11 protein-coding genes are annotated in these 13664 nt (G+C 67.0%); 3 read left to right on the top strand and 8 right to left on the bottom strand.

The genetic code is table 11. The annotated features are described in order from the left end of the window. Positions 1–8: 8 nt before the first annotated feature. The 7 genes from ACH49N_RS17825 to ACH49N_RS17795 are packed head-to-tail and all read right to left on the bottom strand — an operon-like array spanning position 9 to position 9242. Complete coding sequence (locus ACH49N_RS17825; protein WP_358273367.1) at positions 9–809, bottom strand: enoyl-CoA hydratase family protein; 801 nt, start codon at positions 807–809, stop codon at positions 9–11. After that, the gene (locus ACH49N_RS17820) at positions 809–1999 is read right to left on the bottom strand and encodes an acyl-CoA dehydrogenase family protein (RefSeq protein ID WP_358273369.1); all 1191 of its coding nucleotides are present in this window, start codon (positions 1997–1999) and stop codon (positions 809–811) included. Before ACH49N_RS17820 ends, ACH49N_RS17825 begins: the two co-directional genes overlap by 1 nt. Then, positions 1996–3999 carry a biotin carboxylase N-terminal domain-containing protein gene (locus ACH49N_RS17815; RefSeq protein ID WP_358273370.1) on the bottom strand — a complete coding sequence of 668 codons (2004 nt, stop codon included), beginning with the start codon at positions 3997–3999 and terminating at the stop codon, positions 1996–1998. Before ACH49N_RS17815 ends, ACH49N_RS17820 begins: the two co-directional genes overlap by 4 nt. A gap of 8 nt (positions 4000–4007) precedes the next feature. Beyond that, positions 4008–5606, bottom strand: coding sequence for a carboxyl transferase domain-containing protein (locus tag ACH49N_RS17810; RefSeq protein WP_358273371.1), 1599 nt, complete (start codon positions 5604–5606; stop codon positions 4008–4010). Continuing rightward, positions 5603–6751 carry an acyl-CoA dehydrogenase family protein gene (locus ACH49N_RS17805; protein WP_358273373.1) on the bottom strand — a complete coding sequence of 383 codons (1149 nt, stop codon included), beginning with the start codon at positions 6749–6751 and terminating at the stop codon, positions 5603–5605. The genes ACH49N_RS17810 and ACH49N_RS17805 overlap by 4 nt, the downstream gene beginning before the upstream one ends. Next, positions 6748–8454, bottom strand: a complete 1707-nt coding sequence (locus tag ACH49N_RS17800; RefSeq protein WP_358273375.1) for an acyclic terpene utilization AtuA family protein — start codon at positions 8452–8454, stop codon at positions 6748–6750. Before ACH49N_RS17800 ends, ACH49N_RS17805 begins: the two co-directional genes overlap by 4 nt. Then, complete coding sequence (locus tag ACH49N_RS17795) at positions 8451–9242, bottom strand: TIGR03084 family metal-binding protein (protein WP_358273377.1); 792 nt, start codon at positions 9240–9242, stop codon at positions 8451–8453. Before ACH49N_RS17795 ends, ACH49N_RS17800 begins: the two co-directional genes overlap by 4 nt. Before the next feature lie 119 nt (positions 9243–9361). Here ACH49N_RS17795 and ACH49N_RS17790 point away from each other — a divergent pair, with 119 nt between their 5' ends. From ACH49N_RS17790 to ACH49N_RS17780, 3 genes are all read left to right on the top strand, one after another. Further along, positions 9362–10204: an SDR family oxidoreductase gene (locus ACH49N_RS17790; RefSeq protein WP_159926986.1), complete on the top strand. Its 843-nt coding sequence runs from the start codon at positions 9362–9364 to the stop codon at positions 10202–10204. A 56-nt stretch (positions 10205–10260) separates the two neighbouring features. Then, positions 10261–11061: a crotonase/enoyl-CoA hydratase family protein gene (locus ACH49N_RS17785; protein ID WP_159920429.1), complete on the top strand. Its 801-nt coding sequence runs from the start codon at positions 10261–10263 to the stop codon at positions 11059–11061. A gap of 62 nt (positions 11062–11123) precedes the next feature. Next, positions 11124–11975, top strand: coding sequence for an EamA family transporter (locus ACH49N_RS17780; protein WP_358273379.1), 852 nt, complete (start codon positions 11124–11126; stop codon positions 11973–11975). An 18-nt stretch (positions 11976–11993) separates the two neighbouring features. On the opposite strand, the gene ACH49N_RS17775 is transcribed toward ACH49N_RS17780, so the two are convergent. Continuing rightward, entirely contained in the window at positions 11994–13589 is a 1596-nt protein-coding gene (locus ACH49N_RS17775) for a GMC oxidoreductase (RefSeq protein ID WP_358273381.1), read from the bottom strand. Positions 13590–13664: the final 75 nt, after the last annotated feature.

Raw genomic sequence — 13664 nt, 5'->3', positions numbered from 1 at the left:
GTGCGCGGTCAACCGCGCACGGGGCCGGAGGCCCAGGTGGGCGGCCGCTTCTGCAGGAACGCCATCATGCCTTCCCGGGCTTCCTCGGACTCGAAGAGCCTCGCGGACTGCGCTGTCAGCTCGTCGGCGTAGCGGTCGAAATCGGCGAGCAGTGCCTTCGTGATCAGGGCCTTGCTCTCCGCCAGCCCCTGTGGTGACGCCTGCCGGAACTGGTCGAGAATTTCCTCGACGGTGTCGTCCGGGTCCTGCGCCGACTCACTGATCAGTCCGATCGCCTCGGCCTCGTGCGCGCCGAACTTCTCCCCCGTGAGGAAGTACCGGCCTGCCGCGCGTGCGTCGATGCGGGGAAGGACGGTCAACGAGATGATCGAGGCGGCGAGCCCCAGTCGCACCTCGGTGAGGGCGAAGGTGCTCCGAGGTCCGGCGACCGCGATGTCGCAGGCACCCACCAAACCCATGCCTCCCGCTCGGACGTGACCGTCGATCCGCGCCACCACCGGTTTGGGCAGCTCGACGATGGCGCGCAGTAGTTCCGCCATCTGACGGGTCCGGGACCCGACATCTCCACCGGTCTCACTGAGATCGGCCCCGGCGCAGAACGTGCCACCGGTGTGGGTCAGAACGACGCCGCGGACGTCGTTGTCCGCAGCGGCGTCCCGCAATCCCTGCAGGAGCTGCTCGACCAGCCTCCCGGAGATCGCGTTCCTGTTGTGCGGCGAGTCCAGGGTGAGAGTGGCGAACCCGCGACTCACCTCGTAGCGGACGTACCGGTCGGCGTGTACTTCGGTCATGTGCTGTCCGTTCGACATCAGTACGACTTCGGCAACCCGAGCGAGTGCTGGGAGACGAAGTTCAGGACCATTTCCCGGCTGACCGGCGCCACCCGGGCGATGCGGGCCGCACCGAGCATCGCTGCCAGGCCGTATTCCTTGGTCAGGCCTGCCCCACCGTGCGTCTGGATGGCCTGGTCGAGGGCTTTGATGCTCGCCTCTGCGGCGGCGTACTTGGCCATATTCGCGGCCTCCGCGGCACCGAAGTCGTCGCCGCTGTCGTAGAGCACCGCGGCCTTCTGCATCATCAGCTTGGCGAGTTCGAGCTCGATCTTTATTTGAGCAAGCGGGTGCGAGATCCCCTGGTGGGCGCCGATCGGCGTCTTCCATACCGTGCGCTCGTTCGCAAACTTCACGGCCGCGTCGAGCGCGTACCGTCCCATGCCCACGGCCATGGCCGCACCCAGGATGCGTTCGGGATTCAGGCCCGCGAACAATTGCATCAACGCGGCGTCGGCCTCGCCGACGAGTGCGTCCGCCGGAAGCCGCACGTTGTCGAGGAACAGCATGAACTGGTGGTCGGGCTCGACGATGTCCATCTCCATCGGCGTCTTGACAAAATTCTCGGCGTCGGTGGGGACGATGAACAGCGCAGGCTTCAGCTTGCCGGTCTTCGAGTCCTCTGTCCGCGCGACGATCAGAACGGCATCGGCCTGATCGACCCCGGAAATGTAGATCTTGTTCCCCGACAGCACCCAGCCCTCGGCTTGATCATCATCCCTCGCTCCGCTCGACCGGTCCCGCCGCGCGGTGGTCGTGATCTGGTGCGAGTTCGAACCCGCATCGGCCTCGGTGATGCCGAATGCCATGATCTTCGACCCGTCGGCGAGTCCTGGGAGCCACTTCTGCTTCTGCTCCTCGGTGCCGTACTTGCCGATGATGGTGCCGCAGATGGCGGGCGACACCACCACGAGCAGCAGCCCGGCACCGTGCGCGGCAAGTTCTTCCTGGACCAGCGCCAGTTCGTAGATGCCCGCTCCCCCGCCACCGTATTCCTCGGGGAGGTTGACGCCGAGGAAACCGAGCTTGCCCGCCTCGTTCCACAACTCCGTCAGTGGTTCACCGCGCCGCGCCCGAGGGAGCACGTAATCGACGTAGTTGAAGCGCTCCCCGAGCCTCGACACGGAGGCACGGAGTTCTTTCTGTTCTTCGGTCTCGATGAAGCTCATGATTCTCCTTCAGCCTGCGCTGCTTCGACTACTGCCAGTACCGTTCCCACGTCGACCTGCTGACCGACGGTCACCGACAGTTCGGTGACCACACCGGATGCCGGTGCCTTGATCGTGTGTTCCATCTTCATCGCCTCGAGCCACACGATCGGCTGGCCGACGGTCACGGAATCGCCGACCTCGGCGCCGAGGCGGATGACCGAACCGGGCATCGGGGCGAGGAGGGACCCCTCCGCCACCACGGTGCTCGGATCGGTGAATCGCGGCTCTGCGCGCAGGCTCACCGGCCCGAGCGCGGAGTCGACGAACACGTCTTCGCCGTAGCGCGCCACCTCGAACGATCTGCGCAGCCCGGCAACGTCCAGCACGACCCTGCGTGCGGTCGCCGCGACGAGGGTGACATCGTCGAAGCCGTCCGCCTTCAGCCCGTACCGGCCGAGCAGGTACCGGACCTCGATCTCTCGGTCACCTGTCGTGAACGTCTTGCTTTGCGGAGCGGACGGCAGGTTCCTCCACCCACTGGGGAGCGTGGCGTTCACCGCCGCGACCTCGCGGTTGTGCGCCGCGTCCGCCAGTGCGGCGGCGAGCGCCGACAACCTGTGGGTGTCGGCCGACGCGAGCGGCCGCGACAACACCTCGAGGTCGTGGGTCGCGAGGAAGGCGGTGTCCGTGTCGCCGGCAAGGAACGCCGGGTGCCGGAGGACATTGACCAACAGGTCCCGGTTGGTGCGCAGCCCGTGGATCTGTGCACGGCCGAGGGCCGACGCCAGCCGGGTAGCCGCCTGGGACCGCGTCGCCGCGAACGAAATCACCTTCGCGAGCATGGGGTCGTAGTGCACGCCCACCACCGAGCCGTCGACCACACCGGAATCGAGGCGGACGCCGGGCGAGCGCAGAACGTCGAACTCGGTGGTCGTGCCCGGCACGTCGAAGTGGTGGACGGTGCCGCTCTGGGGTTGCCAGTTCAGAGCCGGATCCTCGGCGTACAGCCGAACCTCGATGGAGTGGCCCGACACGGTGGGATGCTCCGCGTCGAGAGGAACACCCGACGCCACCTGCAGTTGCAGTTCCACGAGGTCGAGCCCCGTGGTGCATTCGGTGACCGGATGCTCCACCTGCAGGCGGGTATTCATCTCGAGGAAGAAGAACTCTCCCACCTGATCGGCAAGAAATTCGACCGTGCCGGCACCCTCGTAGTCGATGGCTTTCGCGGCGAGCCGGGCCGCCTCGAAAAGCCGCTCCCGCATCCCGGGTGTGGCCTCGACCAACGGGGACGGCGCCTCTTCGATCACTTTCTGGTGACGACGCTGGATGGAGCATTCACGCTCCCCCACCGCCCACACCGTTCCATGACGGTCGGCCATCACCTGCACTTCGATGTGCCTGCCCGTTTCCAGGTAGCGCTCGCAGAACACCGTCGGGTCACCGAAGGCCGACTGTGCTTCGCGGCGTGCACCTTCCAGTTGTTCCGCCAGGTCCGCGAGCTCGCGTACGACGCGCATACCACGCCCGCCGCCGCCCGCGGACGCCTTGACGAGTACGGGCAGATCGGCCTCGGTGACCGCGTCGGGGTCGAGTTCGGCCAGGACGGGGACCCCGGCGGAGGCCATCAGCTTCTTGGACTCCACCTTCGAGCCCATCATCTCGATGGCGGGCGAGGGTGGCCCGATCCAGGTGAGTCCCGCGTCGTGGACGGCGCGCGCGAAAACGGCATTCTCCGAGAGGAACCCGTAGCCCGGGTGAATGGCGTCGGCGCCGGCCCGGCGGGCAGCCTCGATGACGAGGTCGCCGCGCAGGTACGTGTCGGCGGGGCTGTTGCCGGGCAACCGGACCGCGGCGTCGGCCTCGGCGACGTGCGGGCTCGATGCGTCGGCGTCGGAAAACACGGCGACGGTACCGATTCCCGCCCGCCGGCAGGTGGCGAAGATGCGACGAGCGATCTCACCACGGTTGGCGACGAGGACGGACCGGATCAGGTGTGGGGCGTCGAGGGTTGTCATGTGCTGCCTCACATCCGGAAGACGCCGAAGTTCTCGGCGCCTTCGATCGGGGCGTTGGCAATGGCCGACAGGCACATTCCCACCACGGTTCGGGTGTCGCGGGGATCGATCACACCGTCGTCGTACAGGCGGCCGGACAGGAACATCGGGATCGATTCGGCCTCGATCTGGTTCTCGATCATGGCCCGCATGCCGGCGTCGGCCTCTTCGTCGAAGGCCTGGCCGCGCGCTTCGGCCGACGCCCGGCTGACGATGGAGATGACGCCCGCCAACTGCGCACCGCCCATGACGGCCGACTTGGAACTGGGCCAGGCGAACAGGAATCGCGGGTCGAATGCGCGTCCGCACATGCCGTAGTGCCCGGCCCCGTACGACGCCCCGAGGAGGATCGAGATGTGCGGGACGGTGGAGTTGGAGACCGCGTTGATCATCATCGAACCGTGCTTGATCATCCCGCCCTCCTCGTACTCCCTACCCACCATGTATCCGGTGGTGTTGTGCAGGAACAGCAGCGGGGTGTTCGAGCGGTTGGCCAGCTGGATGAACTGGGTGGCCTTCTGCGACTCCTCGCTGAAGAGAACACCGCGCGCGTTGGCGAGGATGCCGATCGGATACCCGTGCAGTTCGGCCCAGCCGGTGACGAGTGACGATCCGTACATCGGCTTGAACTCGTCGAAGTCGGAGCCGTCGACGATGCGGGCGATCACCTCTCGGGGATCGAACGGGATCTTGAGGTCGGCGGGGACGATGCCGAGCAGCTCCTCCGGGTCCGCGAGCGGTTCGATGACGTCGGCCCGGGGCGCGGGACCCTGCTTCTTCCAGTTCAGTCGCTTGACGATGCTGCGGCCGATCCGGATCGCGTCCTGCTCGTCGACGGCGAAGTAGTCGGCGAGACCGGACTTGCGGGCGTGCATTTCGGCGCCGCCGAGGGTTTCGTCGTCCGACTCCTCACCGGTGGCCATCTTCACGAGGGGCGGTCCGGCGAGGAACACCTTGGACCGTTCCTTGATCATCACGACGTGGTCGGACATGCCCGGGATGTACGCGCCACCGGCGGTCGAGTTCCCGAAGACGAGGGCGATGGTCGGGATGCCCGCCGCGGACAGCTGGGTGAGGTCGCGGAACATGCGACCGCCGGGAATGAACACTTCCTTCTGGGTGGGGAGGTCGGCGCCGCCCGACTCCACCAGTGAAATGACCGGGAGCCGGTTCTGCCGCGCGATGTCGTTGGCGCGGAACCCTTTCCGAAGTGTCCATGGGTTGCTCGTGCCGCCGCGGACCGTCGGGTCGTTGGCCACGATCAGGCACTCGACACCCTCGACTACCCCGATCCCAACTACGGTGCTGGCACCGACCGGGAACTCGCTGCCCCACGCCGCCAGCGGGCACAACTCGAGGAAGGGCGAGTCGGGGTCCAGCAGCAATTCGATGCGCTCGCGGGCGAGAAGCTTTCCGCGCTTCTTGTGCCGTTCGGTGTACTTCTCCCCGCCACCGGCGAGCGCCTTGGCGTGTTCGGTGTCGATCTCGGCGAGTTTGTCGGTCATGGCTTTCGCCGCGGCCGCGTACTCGTCCGAGCCGGTGTCGAGAGTCGACTTCAGCGTCGTCATGCCTGATACCCCAATCGCTTGGCGGCAAGCCCGGTCAGTATCTCCGTGGTGCCCCCGCCGATTCCCAGAATCCGCATGTCGCGGTACTGCCGCTCCACTTCGCTCTCACGCATGTAACCGAGCCCGCCGAACAGCTGAACAGCCTGGTTGGCCACCCATTCGCCCGACTCCACCGCGGTGTTCTTCGCGAAACACACCTCCGCGATGAAGTCCTCGTTCGACTCGAGCGACCGCTCGACCAGAGTCCGGGTGTACACCCGGGCAACATCGATCTTCCGGGCCATTTCCGTGACCGTGTTCTGCACTGCCTGCCTGCTGATCAGTGGCCGCCCGAATGTTTCGCGGTCGCGGACCCACGCCAATGTGAGATCCAGGCACCGCTGCGCACTCGAATACGCCTGGGCGGCAAGCGCGATGCGTTCGGTGAGAAATGCCTGGGCGATCTGTGAGAACCCGCTGTTCTCGGCGCCGACGAGGTTGGCGACCGGCACACGCGCGTCGACGAACGACAACTCCGCGGTGTCGGAGGCGCGCCATCCCATCTTGTCGAGCTTGCGGGCCACCTCGAAACCGGGTGTTCCCTTCTCGATCACGAGGAGGGACACACCGGCGGCGCCGGGTCCGCCGGTGCGTACCGCGGTGACCACGAAGTCGGCGCGGCACGCGGAGGTGATGAAGGTTTTGGAACCGTTGACGACGAAGTGGTCGCCGTCGCGCACCGCGGTGGTCCGCAGGTGTCCGACGTCGGAGCCGCCGCCCGGTTCCGTGATGGCGAGCGAGCCGATGAGGTCACCGCGCAGGGTGGGCCGCACCCACTTCTCGATCTGCTCCGGGTCACCGGCCGCTACCAGGTGCGGCAGGGCGATGCCCGAGGTGAACAGAGACGCGAACAGACCACCCGACGCGCCGGCCTGGTGCATCTCCTCGCAGATGAGGACCGCGTCTACCAGATCCCCGCCCTCGCCGCCGACGGACTCCGGGAATCCGGCGCCCATCAGCCCCAGTTCGGCTGCCTCACGGTGCAGTGCGCGCGGAATCTCACCGTCACGCTCCCAGTCCGCGAGGTGCGGAAGTATCTGTCTCTCGACGAAACCGCGCACGGTCTTGCGCAGCTCCTGCCGTTCCGGTGTGTCCCACACGTTCACGAACTTGTCCCTTCGGGGAGGAGTGCCTTCGGAATATCGACGTGCCTCGATCGCAGCCATTCACCGAGACCCTTGGCCTGCGGGTCGAATCGGGCCTGGGACGCCACGCCCTGCCCGAGAATTCCCTCGATGACGAAGTTGACGGCGCGCAATTTCGGCAGCACGTACCGCGTGACGGGGAGGTCGGTAGCCTCCGGAAGGAGTCGTTTCACTTCGTCGACTGTCAGGGTGTGGACCAGCCACCGCCACTGTTCGTCGGTACGGACCCACACACCGACGTTGGCGTTCCCGCCCTTGTCGCCGCTGCGGGCACCGGCAATGGTGCCGAGGGGGCAGCGCGTCGTCGGGCCACCGGCCGGTGGCCCCGGAAGTACCGGATCGTCGACGTCCTCGAGTTCACGCACCTCGGGAGACGGCTCGATGTCGACGCGGGCGCCGTCCGGCAGTACCGCGACGTGCGGAACTTCCTTGGCGTGCACGTACCCGGGCGTGAACACCCCATAGGGCTGCCCCTGCCCGGGTGGAGCGGTGAGCGTGAAGCCGGGATAGCTGGCGAGTGCGAGTTCGACTGCGAGCGAGGAGAAGCTGCGACCCACCGCGGCGGCGTCGGAATCGCGAACCACACACCGCAGCAGCGCGCTCGCGGCTTCCTCGGTATCAGCGTCCGGGTGGTCGGTGCGAGCGAGCGACCACTCCAGTTCGGCCGGACGGGTGGTCATCCCACTCTCGAGTTGTCTCCGCACCAGCGCCGCCTTGGCCTCGATGTCGAGGCCGGTCAGGACGAACACTGCCTCGTTCCGGAATCCGGCCAGCGTGTTCAACGAGACTTTCAGCCGAGGCGGCGGCGGCTCACCCGTGACCCCGCTGATGCGGACACGATCGGCACCGTCGTCGGACAGCTCGGCGGTGTCGATGCGGGCCGTCACGTCGGGTCCGGCGTACCGGCCGCCCGTGATCTCGTACAGCAGCTGCGCGGTCACGGTTCCGGCAGTCACCGCCCCGCCCGTTCCGGGGTGCTTGGTGATGACCGAGGATCCGTCCGCGTCGATCTCGGCGATCGGAAACCCGGGCCGGTCGAGGTCGGCGATCTCGGTGAAGAATGCGTAGTTGCCCCCGGTGGCCTGGGTGCCGCACTCGATGACGTGACCCGCCACCACCGCACCCGCCAGCTGATCGAAGTCGCCCCGTTGCCACCCGAAGTGCGCAGCCGCCGGTCCCACGATCACCGAGGCGTCGGTGACACGGCCGGTGACCACCACGTCGGCCCCGGCGTTCAGGCATTCGACGATTCCCCACGCTCCGAGGTAGGCATTGGCGGTCAGCGGACTGCCCAGTCCGAGTTCCGCGGCCCGCCCGATCAAGTCGTCACCCTCGACGTGAGCGATCCTTGCCTGCAGCCCCAGCGTGTCGTTCACTGCGCGCAGCGCCGCGGCCAGACCTGCGGGATTGAGGCCACCTGCGTTGGCGACGATGCGGACGCCCTTGTCCAGGGCCAGTCCGAGGCAGTCTTCAGCTTGGCGGAGAAACGTTTTGGCGTATCCCCGGTCGGGGTCCTTCATGCGGTCACGGCCGAGGATCAACATGGTCAGCTCGGCGAGATAGTCACCGGTCAGGTAGTCGAGTTCGCCGTCCTCGAGCATCTCGCGCATCGCCGACAGGCGGTCACCGTAGAAGCCGGAACAGTTGCCGATCCGCACCGTCATCGCGACCCCGCCTCCCGTCCCCCGCCGGCGGGTCCCGCGAAAGCCTGTGCGATGTTCAGCCATTGGTCGGCGTCCGGCCCGGTCGCGACGAGCTCGAGGTCTGCCCGATTCGCACGCTGGGTGACGAGCAAGCAGAAGTCTTCCGCCGGTCCGGTCACCCGCTGGGCGGCGTCCTCGGGTCCCCATGTCCACGAAGACGAACCACCGGGCGGGGTTAGTTCGACGCGGAATTCCTCGGACGGCGCAGGAAGCTCGTTGACGGCGTAGGCGAAGTCACGGGTGCGAACACCGAGGTGGGCGATGCTTCTCAGCCTCGCCGTGGGTGTCCGTGTCACTCCTAGAGCGTCGGCCACGTCCTGGCCGTGCGCCCAGGTCTCCATCAAGCGGGCCGTCGCCATGGACGCCGCCTTCATCGGCGGTCCGTACCACAGGATTTTCTGGTCGGGCGGCACCGCGGCCAGAGCGTCGGCGAGCTGTGCACGGGTCGTCCGCCAGTCCTCGAGGAGCCGCGCCGGCGGGAGGCTCGCGAATTCGCGGGCACCGGCGTCGACGAAACCTGCCGGGTCTGCCGCGGCGACCGCCAGCTGCGTGGTGAAGGCGTCGGGGTCGGTGATCGCCAGCAGAGCGGCTCGGTCGGTCCAGAGCAGATGCCCGATCTGGTGGGCGATCGTCCATCCCTCCGCGGGTGTGGGGTCTGCCCATCGGGAGTCCGGGAGGTCTGCGACCAGCGCATCCAACGCTTCGCTCTCGGCACACACGTCATCGATGAACCTCTGCAGTTCGGCCATGCGACCAGCATCACACCAGCCCCATTAAAAAGCAAGCACGATTGATTGTTTTCGTCCTTGCCGTGTCGCCGGGTGCATTGCGGGCAGTCTGCTGCCACGCTGGGGACGTGATCCGACAGTTGCTCACCCAGGCGGCACTGAATCCTCTCCCCTCGCCGCGGACACTCGCGACGCGCCTCGTACCGAAGTCGGGACATCGGGTAGCCGGGAAGCGCATCCTGGTCACCGGGGGTTCGTCGGGTGTCGGCGAGGCCGCGGCACGCCGACTGGCACATCTCGGGGCGGAGGTCGTGCTCGTCGCCCGAGGCGCCGAAGCCCTCGAAGCCGTCCGCGACGACATCCTGCGTGCAGGGTGCGACGCGCACGCCGTTCCCTGCGATCTGACCGACCCCGACTCGATCGACGCCATGGTGTCCCGGGTGCTCGGCGATATCGGCCCTGTCGACGTCCTCGTCAACAACGCCGGACGCTCGATCCGGCGGACGGTCGAAGATTCGCTCGACCGCTTCCACGACTACGAGCGCACCATGGCGATCAACTACTTCGGTTCGACCCGGCTCACTCTCGCGTTGCTTCCGTCGATGCTCGAGCGCCGCGACGGCCACATCATCAACGTGGCCACGTGGGGCGTGCCCGCGGGTGTGATGCCCAAGTTCTCCGCCTACCACGCGTCGAAGGCGGCGGTCGGCGCGTTCGGCCGCAGCCTCGGGGCCGAACTTCGCGATCGCGGCATCGCCGTGACCACCCTCGACCTGCCTCTGGTGCGGACGCCGATGATCGCCCCGACCGCGGACTACGACTCGATGGCGGCGTTGTCCCCGGAGCAGGCGGCCGAATGGTTCGTCACCGCCGTCCGGACGCGGCCGGTGGAGTTGCTTCCGGGGTACGGGGAGCTGTTCCGAGTTCTGGGCTTCTTCGCGCCGACCCTCACCGACGCGTTGGTGCGGCGGGCCGGCATCTAGCCGGAATGCAAGACTTGGCTCTGATCCGAAACCCGCACACCCAGAGGGAGCCGTACATGACCGACGCTGTGCTCACCACCCGCGATGGCGACATCATCACGTGGACGCTCAATCGTCCCGAGGCCCGCAACCCGATTTCCGAGCCCGACGTGATCGAGGCGCTCGAGAACGCGGTGGCCGAGGTCAACGGTGACCCCAGCGTGCGCGCCGCCATCATCACCGGTTCCGGTTCGGCGTTCTCTTCCGGCGGCAACGTCAAGCACATGCAGAACCGCGAAGGAATGTTCGGCGGCTCCCCCGCCGAAATCAGGCAGGGCTACCGCCACGGTATCCAGCGCATCCCCCTCGCCCTGTATCACTGCGAGGTACCGACCATTGCCGCCGTCAACGGGCCGGCAATCGGTGCGGGTTGCGACCTCTCGTTGATGTGTGACATGCGGATCGCCTCCACCGCCGCCGTCTTCGCGGAGAGCTTCGTCAAGGTCGGCCTCGTTCCGGGCGACGGGGGCGCCTGGTTTCTTCCGCAGGCCATCGGCATGGCGCGCGCCAGCGAGATGGCGTTCACCGGTGACGCGATCGACGCCGCCAAAGCCCTCGAGTGGGGACTCGTCTCCCAGGTGACCGAGCCCGACCAGTTGCTGCCGGCGGCGCGCGCGCTGGCCGACCGGGTGGCGGTCAACCCACCTCAGGTGCTCCGGATGACCAAGAAGCTGCTCCGCGAGGGACGTCAACACAGCCTCGAAAGCCTGCTCGAACTCTCGGCGGCGATGCAAGCGCTCGCACACCACACTGCCGACCACCACGAAGCCGTCGGGGCGATGCTCGATCGCCGGACACCGAACTTCACGGGGCAGTGAATCGGTTCCGCCCCGGCCGTAAGACAGGTTCACCGCACCGCTGCGGCGGAAACACAGCGCCCGTGACCGGAACGTCCCCCAGCCGGCTCGTCCCTGTCCTGTCGGTCCTCGGATCGGTGTTGTCCGTCCAGTTCGGCGCCGCCTTCGGGAGCACCTTGTTCGACACGGTGGGCGCGTCGGGCGCCGTGGCACTGCGGCTCACCGTCGCCGCGCTCATCCTCGGCATTCTGGTCCGTCCACGATGGCATCGGTGGACGCGACCGCAACGAGAGGGCATTATCGCCCTGGGACTTGCTCTCGCAGTGATGAATTCGGCCTTCTACGAGGCGCTGGCGCGGCTACCGTTGGGCACCACCGTCACCATCGAGTTCCTGGGGCCGCTCACCCTGGCCGCCGTCTTGTCGCGACGACTCCGCGACGGCGTGTGGGTGCTGGCGGCTCTCGCGGGAGTGTCGATCCTCGGATTGCGGGACACGGGCACCGAGGCGCTGGACGCCGTCGGTGTTGCGTTCGCCCTCATTGCGGGGGCGGCGTGGGCGGGCTACATCATCGCCGGTTCCCACTTGGCGGCGACGGTTCCGAGCGCTGACGGCCTGGCCGGTGCCAGCATCGTCGCTGCGGTGCTCACGCTGCCTCTCGGTGTGATTTCAGGCGGGACAGCACTGTTCGATCCCCGCACTCTGGCGGTGGGCGCCGCGGTGGCTCTGCTGTCTTCGGTCATTCCGTACACTCTCGAACTGCGGGCGCTACAGGTGATGAGCAAGAAGGTGTTCGCCATCCTCATCGCGCTCGAGCCGGCTGCTGCCACGCTCGCCGGGGTTCTCGTCCTCGGGCAGGTACTGGGACTGCAGACGCTGGCCGCGATCGCGCTCGTCGTCGCCGCCGGCATCGGGTCGGTGCTGAGTAACAGGTAGTTCCTCTCCGCGTCCAGTTCATATCAGGGTCCCGACGTCGGCAGCGACAATGCGGTCCAATGCGCGCTCGGCCACAGCGGCGATCGTCATCGACGGGTTGCACGCGGCGGTGTTGCCGGGCATCAGGGCACCGTCGAGCACGTACAGCCCGCGCTGGCCGTGCACGCGGCCTTCGAGGTCGCACACCGCGCCCATGCAGGCACCGCCCAGCGGATGCCAGGTGGAGGGGAATCCCGAATTTGTATCCGTGAGTATGCTTCCCGGTCCGGCGATTCTTCGCACGGTCGGATCGATATGACCCTGCTGAATGACTGCGTCACCTTCCTTCGGCCAACGCAATACAGCGCCGTCATTCGCCGAGTCGTAGGCAATGCTGCCACGGCCCTCACTGACGCCGTACCCGACGAGCATGGTGCTGCGGGCGTCGAAGGAGAGCGGTGGTATCGACGCCTGGATGACCGTGTGAGCGGACGAGGGGTCGTCCCAGTTCAGACTGCCGTAGACCACCGGGCCGCCCTGCGGAGCGCCGAATTCCTCTTCGAGGCTTGTCCACACATAGATTCGGTCGGCATTGGTACCCCAACCGGCGCCCAATTGGTCGGGTAGGTCCGGAATCTGTCCCTTTGCCGACGCCCGCACCAGCAGCTTGGTGGTGTTCACACTGCCGGCGGCCATCACCAGAGCGGTCGTCATGAGTATCTTCTTCTCGAGGACTCTGCCGGACGAGTCGATCCGGTCGACGTGCACGATCCATCGGCCATCCTTGGCCCGCTCGACGTCGGTGACCTGGTGCAGGATCTCCACTGTCACGCGCCCGGTCGCCTCGGCGGCGGCGATGTACGTGACGTCGACCGAGTGTTTACCGCCGTTGTTCACGCCGAGAGCGCCGTCGCCATTGGTATACGACGCTTTCACGCGCCCGTGGACCTCGTCGAGGGCGTAGTTCCAGTCGATCGGCATCGGAATTTTCGCCACGGGAAGACCGGCGCGCGTGACGTTCTGCTCGAATACCCTTGCAGCTCGGTAGTTCGGGCTGGCGACCAGTTCGTCGGGAGCGACCGCGAGTTTCAGCATGCGAGCGACCCGCGGATAGTGAATCCTGTCCATGCTCACCCAGTCGAGCGCCTCCGGGAAATGAGTGTTGAAGACGGCCTCGGCCGGCTGCAGCGTCATCCCTTGATATACCAAGGATCCGCCGCCGACTCCCGCAGCGCACAGTGCGGTCATGTTCTCACCGAGCACCGCCTCGAGGAGACCTGCGTGCGGCTCCATCGCCACCGGCGTGCCGAAGAGCTGTGGGCTGGATTCGTACCAGAGGATCCGTTTGTCCGGAGCTGTAGCCCGCGGAAAAGTCTCCGCATTGGGCCCTGTGGGCCAACGCATTCCGCGTTCGAGCACGAGTACCGGCACGCCCGCCTCGGCAAGACGAAGAGCTGCGACACCACCCCCGAATCCGGATCCGACGACGATGACCCGATGACTTTCGCGGGTGACCGAGGTTCGCGCACCACGGTCCTCGCGACCGACGCCGGCCTGGGCAACACGCGGGCTCGCCAACGCAATTCCCGCGGCGGCCGCGCCCGTCAGAAAGGACCGGCGATTGAGTGCAGACACAGCTTTCCCCCAGCTCTCGGTGAAGACGTACTCGGCGAGATGACAAGACAGGTCGACGTGGTCACATCACGCGTG

It is taken from the genome of Rhodococcus sp. NPDC019647 (genome assembly GCF_044389235.1).
Lineage (GTDB): Bacteria > Actinomycetota > Actinomycetes > Mycobacteriales > Mycobacteriaceae > Rhodococcus_F > Rhodococcus_F oxybenzonivorans.
The sequence above is the reverse complement of the archived record's forward strand: the minus strand, read 5'-3'. Positions and strand labels throughout refer to the sequence as shown.

Bases quoted from the DNA above. Each gene is read 5' to 3' on its own strand.
- ACH49N_RS17825 (WP_358273367.1), bottom strand. From the start codon at position 809: ATGTCGAACGGACAGCACATGACCGAAGTACACGCCGACCGGTACGTC.
- ACH49N_RS17820 (WP_358273369.1), bottom strand. From the start codon at position 1,999: ATGAGCTTCATCGAGACCGAAGAACAGAAAGAACTCCGTGCCTCCGTG.
- ACH49N_RS17815 (WP_358273370.1), bottom strand. From the start codon at position 3,999: ATGACAACCCTCGACGCCCCACACCTGATCCGGTCCGTCCTCGTCGCC.
- ACH49N_RS17810 (WP_358273371.1), bottom strand. From the start codon at position 5,606: ATGACGACGCTGAAGTCGACTCTCGACACCGGCTCGGACGAGTACGCG.
- ACH49N_RS17800 (WP_358273375.1), bottom strand. From the start codon at position 8,454: ATGACGGTGCGGATCGGCAACTGTTCCGGCTTCTACGGTGACCGCCTG.
- ACH49N_RS17795 (WP_358273377.1), bottom strand. From the start codon at position 9,242: ATGGCCGAACTGCAGAGGTTCATCGATGACGTGTGTGCCGAGAGCGAA.
- ACH49N_RS17785 (WP_159920429.1), top strand. From the start codon at position 10,261: ATGACCGACGCTGTGCTCACCACCCGCGATGGCGACATCATCACGTGG.